Source organism: Okeania sp. SIO3B5, from assembly GCF_010692555.1.
GTDB lineage: Bacteria > Cyanobacteriota > Cyanobacteriia > Cyanobacteriales > Microcoleaceae > Okeania.
Genome location: NZ_JAAHHG010000762.1, coordinates 1 through 3,408, shown reverse-complemented (window position 1 = coordinate 3,408; position 3,408 = coordinate 1). Strand labels below are relative to the sequence as shown.

General features: G+C 35.7%; 2 protein-coding genes. One reads left to right on the top strand and one right to left on the bottom strand.

Annotated elements, in window-relative coordinates:
* On the top strand, positions 1-724 hold a 724-nt coding region (locus F6K54_RS42095), incomplete at its 5' end, for a bifunctional diguanylate cyclase/phosphodiesterase (protein ID WP_293090438.1).
* A gap of 526 nt (positions 725-1,250) precedes the next feature.
* On the opposite strand, the gene F6K54_RS42090 is transcribed toward F6K54_RS42095, so the two are convergent.
* Complete coding sequence (locus tag F6K54_RS42090) at positions 1,251-2,969, bottom strand: hypothetical protein (RefSeq protein ID WP_293090437.1); 1,719 nt, start codon at positions 2,967-2,969, stop codon at positions 1,251-1,253.
* Between the last annotated feature and the right edge of the window lie 439 nt (positions 2,970-3,408).

Sequence of the window (3,408 nt, the reverse complement as noted above, 5' to 3'; positions counted from 1 at the left end):
TACAAACAATATTATTGGTTTTGAGGCCCTAGTACGTTGGCAACATCCAGAATTAGGTTTAATTTCTCCTGTTGAATTTATTCCTGTGGCAGAGGAAACAGGGTTAATTATACCTCTTGGTTTGTGGGTATTGAGAGAAGCTTGTCGGCAGTTACGTCAATGGCAAAATGAATTTTCCCATAATTATCATTTAAAAATGAGTGTTAATCTGTCTGTGAAACAATTTGCTCAAGTAGATTTAATCGAACAAATTGACCAAATTCTCTTAGAAACTCAGCTTGATGGTAGTCATTTAAAACTGGAAATTACTGAAAGTGTTTTAATAGAAAATTATGAATTTGTTACAGAAAAAATGTCTCAGTTAAGAGCGCGGAATATTGAGTTATGTATTGATGATTTTGGTACAGGATATTCTTCTTTAAGTTATTTACACCGTTTCCCGATGAATACTTTGAAAATCGATCGTTCTTTTGTGAACAGAATAGGCGTTGCTAATATGGTAAGTGAGGGTTCAATTGATCCTACGGAAATTATCCGTTCAATTATTACTTTATCTCACAATTTAGGTATAAATGTTGTAGCTGAGGGAGTAGAAACTATAGAACAAGTTATTCAGCTACAAGCGTTAAAATGTGAATATGCTCAGGGTCATTTATTTTCTAAACCCTTAGATATGGCAAAAGCAACAAGTTTACTTGCTAAAATCAACTCTTGGGAAAAATAGTGTCGCTACGCGGAAGTTAAAAGTCAAAAGTCAAAAGTCAAAAGTTAAAAGTTAAAAGTTAAAAGTTAAAAGTTAAAAGTTAAAACCCACATTCCGCACTTCAAGAGCGTATCATTAAAAGCAGTATATAAATTTGTATTTTGGTAGGTATTTATACTATGCAAATCATCTCAATTACTTTTTTTGTTGATCAAATTCCGAGTAAAAAATTTACGCATAAATACTTGTTTGATTGATTACTCAATCACGGCAGTTATGATTTTCTTCTCAAATTCTGTCTCCTGTCTTCCCCTCCTGGGAGGGGTTAGGGGTGGGTTGTCTCCTGTCTCCTACCCTCACCCATAAGACTTTTTCAGCAAACCCTAAATATTGCTGAATGCAAGGTTTTTAGCTCAATTTGTCTCAAAATGCTAATATTTTTCCCCTTACTATCAGAAAATTTGGCCTTAGTAGATGGTCTAAACTGTTCCCTGTTCCCTCTTCCCTGTTCCCTATCATCACCACATATTTTTCGGAGATGTTGATTTTACTCATTCACTGCCGATGGTTGATCGTCAATAGGAATTCTAGGAAAGCTTGGTAAATCTATTGCCGCTAGTGACAGTTGCTGTTTTTCTGGTACTTCTGATACCATATATTCTTCTTCAATATATTCTTCTTCAACTTCAACAACTTCAGGTTCAAATACAAGTGGTTCCCAAGTTGGTAGATGCAGCTTACTAACTGCTGGAGTTATCTGTTCTAGATCTTGCTCCACATCCTCTGATGCTTCAAAAAAGTCTTCAGTATCTATGTCTTTTTCTGGCTCTTCTTTATACTCATACTCACTAACATTCCACTTTCCTGTAGCTATATTCCACGATATACGTTCGCTTTTAACTGTCGTTATTGCTTCATATTCAGAAGTATCATCTTCTAGATATTCCTCTACTATTATGTTATTTTCTTCTAATTTTTCTACTTCCTGAGATTGATTTTGATATTCATCTGAATAGTTTTCCTCCATAACTACATACTCTTCTGACTCCATCTCTTCTAATTCCATTATTGATGATGTTTCATCTATCAATTCATAACTTGGATCTTCATCTCTACTAAATGGAGGTAAACTAGGATTTAATTGATTTGTACTGACATCTTGAGGCAACTCGTTTTGAGGAATATTTTGGTCTGATAATTCTACTTGTTCGGGTTCCGCTGAAGCTTGTGGTAAATCTATTTTCTTGCCAAGGTTAATTTTGGCAATATCTTGTTCCTTCTTGCTTATGATAACTTCTTTTTGTTGTTTATTTTTAGGCTGTGGAGACCAAGGTTTAACTGGTTCAGAGTATAGTAAGGGCAGCTTTGTAGTGTTAAGGTTTACAAAAGGATTTTCTTGTTTTTGAGGTTCAGATACAGAGCTATCCTCAGATGCTATTACTGGAGATGCTTCTGTCGTAGATATTTCTATTGGTAGATCTACTGCATCCATTTTCCCTGGCATTTCTAAGCATCTTTCTAATGCTGCTTTAAACTGTAGAGTTTGCTGCTGCTGGCGGTATAGTCTCGCCCGCAATTCTTTGCAACTATGTTCTAATTCTTTGAGATGATAAACTTGTTGGCTGTAAGATTGTTTAGTTAAAGCACATTCTCTTTCCATTTGTGCTTGCTGTTGCTGACTCACATCCCACTTATCTGTTAGAGACTCTACTAAAACTTCCTGACGTTGAATAATTTGATTGCATAGTTCTAACTTATAGAATAGGTGAGTTACCTGTTTTTGAGTTGCTGCTAATTCTTTAGTCCTTTCTTCTAGCAACTTTTCTTGATTTTCTAGATTTTCTTGACATTCTTCTAAGGTTATTTCTAGGTCTGTAACTCGATTTACCAGTTCGCGGTTACAATCATGTAGAGCTTCCATGATGTTTGTAGATTCTAGCTCTTCGATGGAATGTTTTGTTGGGCCTACTTTAATATCTGAAATTTCCTGGGACTTTATTGGAGGTTGATTTTGATTGGTTGGTACTAAATTGTTAGCTTCTGCTGAAGATGTTCCTACTACTGGAATTGAATCGACACTAATTAAATCAGGAAAATTAACTGTTTCCCACTCATCATCTTCATCCTCTGGGACAGATGTGTGTATTTCTGGTTCGAGAGCTGGTTTGATTTGGTCTATATTATCATCATGGCCCAGTTTTTGATTACTTACTGGATTATTGGTTTCTGGTAAGTGTTGGTTTCCAGGAAGTTCTGCTTCTGGCATTGCTTTTACCTAGGATTTAGAGATTGCCTTTTGATTATTATATTAATGTTATCGTCTCTCATCGTCAACTATTATTTTATTGATAAGTATGAGTAATACGGCGAGTAATACACTTAGGCAAAAAATATATTTTATTTAAGCGTAGATAATTAAGTAGGTAGGCGTTAAAATTTTTAGTTAGATAAAGGCAGAAGGCAGAAGGGAAGAGGTTTCAGAGCTACTTTACTTTTTGTTAAATACTTAGTTTTTTTTGTGTCTACCTACTTATTGGGTTAAGTATCCATAACAAAATTTATTTAACATTTTAAAGATTCTTTATCTCCCACACTCCTCATCTCCTCATCTCCCCATCTCCCCATCTCCCCATCTCCCCATCTCCCCATCTCCCCATCTCCCCATCTCCCCATCTCCCCATCTCCCCATCTCCCCATCTCCCCAT

Bases quoted from the DNA above. Each gene is read 5' to 3' on its own strand.
- F6K54_RS42090 (WP_293090437.1), bottom strand. From the start codon at position 2,969: ATGCCAGAAGCAGAACTTCCTGGAAACCAACACTTACCAGAAACCAAT.